The sequence below is a fragment of the Ureibacillus suwonensis genome (assembly GCF_042655065.1).
In the GTDB taxonomy this organism is placed as follows: Bacteria; Bacillota; Bacilli; order Bacillales_A; family Planococcaceae; genus Ureibacillus; species Ureibacillus suwonensis.
Genome location: NZ_JBHSNQ010000132.1, coordinates 1 through 2,368, shown reverse-complemented (window position 1 = coordinate 2,368; position 2,368 = coordinate 1). Strand labels below are relative to the sequence as shown.

At 37.5% G+C, this 2,368-nt stretch carries 3 protein-coding genes; all 3 read right to left on the bottom strand.

What is annotated here, in order from left to right:
- Positions 1-280: 280 nt before the first annotated feature.
- Genes ACFPOH_RS11215 through ACFPOH_RS11205 form a run of 3 tightly spaced genes read right to left on the bottom strand, consistent with a single transcriptional unit; the run spans position 281 to position 2,126 of the window.
- On the bottom strand, positions 281-922 hold the full coding sequence (locus ACFPOH_RS11215) for an ABC-2 transporter permease (protein WP_390309683.1): 642 nt from the start codon (positions 920-922) through the stop codon (positions 281-283).
- Positions 915-1,661 (bottom strand): ABC transporter ATP-binding protein, encoded by a 747-nt coding sequence (locus ACFPOH_RS11210; RefSeq protein ID WP_390309681.1) that lies wholly within the window; start codon positions 1,659-1,661, stop codon positions 915-917. The genes ACFPOH_RS11215 and ACFPOH_RS11210 overlap by 8 nt, the downstream gene beginning before the upstream one ends.
- A complete protein-coding gene (locus ACFPOH_RS11205) occupies positions 1,662-2,126 on the bottom strand; it encodes a helix-turn-helix domain-containing protein (protein WP_390309679.1) in 465 nt (154 codons plus the stop codon). It abuts the gene before it with no gap.
- Positions 2,127-2,368 lie beyond the last annotated feature (242 nt).

Sequence of the window (2,368 nt, the reverse complement as noted above, 5' to 3'; positions counted from 1 at the left end):
TCCCAAGTAGATTGTCAAAGGCTCTTTTCACTTTGACAATCTACTTGGGATGTGGAACAATCCATGAATGGTTGTTGTGCAAAAAAACTTAATCTTTTTGTGTCCAAAAACTTGACGTAGATCCAATATACATTTTTTATTGCAATTACAAATAAAAGGGTTAACTTTTAGCTATGCTAAATGATTGGATTCTTAAAAATCACAAGCATAGAACTAAATATATTGGGGGATAAAAAAGGACATAGCAAATCTTTTTTCGATTTGTTATGTCCTTTCAAATTTACAAATCAACTGCTTCAAAGCGTTTTACACTAATTTTATAGGCGGAATACATAGCAGCAGCATAAACAACCATTCCGAAAAGGAGTAAGGGGAGTTGTCGTAGGAGATCAGCAGGCTCTATACTATCCAGCCATGTGAATCTAGGAAAATGAACGACTACCTCCATAGCAAGGACAAGAAGCGTGGCAGGAATGATGGCACTAAGAAAGGCTTTTCCAACTTTATAGGCCGTTTTGAAAAAGGTTGTCAAGAAAATCCAGTTGAATACAGCGTAAATAATAAGCCCAAAACCATAAAAGGCGACATTTGCTTCGATACCGGCCGGGTTCCCTTGGGGCAACACCCCTACACGCAAAAAGGCAAAGGGAAGGGAGATAGCCAGCTGGGTCATCTGGGCTAAAACGACAAGAAGCATTTTTGCCTTCACCACATCACTTTTTTTAACCGGAAGTAAGGCAGTATAATAAATATCTTGGGTTTCCCGTCCATACATGAACGTAATGTATGGCCCTAGACAACCAAACAAAAACACCATTCCGTACGGATAAGCAGGTACAATAACTAAGACACCTAGGAACGTAAAAATATAGAGATTTGGATGGGCAGCGAGACGCAATTCTTTGATTAAAAGATTAAACATTATATTGCCTCCTTTCCATTCGGACCATAATTTCCTCCAAGGTTAAATCCCCACTTTCTGAAGGCTCTTTCAAGTGTGCAAAGGATTTTATAAAGGTAGATTTCTCAGCACTCTTTAATAACTTTCCATCTTTTATATAAGTAATATCATCAGCACACTTTTCCAGGTCCGATGTAATATGAGTGGAAAATAAAATGCTTCGTTTCCCATCTTTTACGAGTTGACGAAACAAGTTTAACAAATCATCCCGTGAAACTGGATCTAGGCCACTTGTCGGTTCATCTAAAATAAGCAATTTTGCATGATGGGATAAAGCTAGGGCAATCATGTATTTCACTTTCATTCCGGTGGAGAGTTCTTTTACCTTTTTCTTCGGATCAAGGGAAAAAGTTTGCAAATAGTTTTGATAACTGGCTTCGTCCCAATTTTTATAAAAACGCCTCGTTACCGCTGTAATATCCTCCAACTTTTTATGTTGATAAAAATCAATTCCTCCTAAAACAACACCAATTTCTTGCTTAATACTTTCTTCATTGGATTTAAAATCTTTGCCAAGAATGACAACGGAACCTTTATCAGGGTGCACTAAATTTAACATTGATTTTAATGTGGTACTTTTTCCTGCACCATTTTTTCCGATAAGTCCCATAATTCTCCCCGGTGCCAAGGAAAAGGTTACATTGTCCAAGGTAAAATTCGGATAACGTTTTGTCAGTCCTTTAACAGCTAACATTTCCATTTACATGTCCCCTTTGCCTTTAAAAATATGTTCTACTGCTTGGCCAGTCATTCTAAAAAAGGATTCGCTATCTATTAAAGCAATACCAGAGGTTAATGGGTTGGTATCACCAAGAACAATTAATGTATCACCAGGTTTTAAGTTAAAGGTTTCTCTCGCCTTTTTTGGCAAAGTAATTTGCCCCCTTTCGCCAATGGTGACCGTGCCAAATAGATGTTTATTTTTTGGAGGGATAGGAAATCCCGTTTCTTCGGAGTTGTGACGAACTAAGTCGTTTAAAGATACGTCGTAAAGATCGGCTAAAGCTTCACAATTTAATATATCGGGTAGGGAATCGCCATTTTCCCACTTCGCTACCGATTGTCGGCTAACGCCTATTCTTTCGGCCACTTCTTCCTGGGAAAGACGGTTTTTATTCCTCAAATAGCGCAAGTTTGAGGCAATATTACTTTTCGTATTATTCATATTTTCCGCACCTCCTATACTTATCATAAACGGAAACAAATAGGATGAACACCAACCGATAACTACAAATATTGTTAACTTTAGTTACGAAAACTTGTATAAAATATTAATCAACAAAAAGGGGCTGTCCGAAAAGTCGATTGAATCGACCTTCGGCTCAGCCCTTTTTTCTGTTTTTAGGGTACAAAAAAATCGTCCTTTTTTATAGAATGAAATTGACCAAAAAAACATTCTAAAGAAAG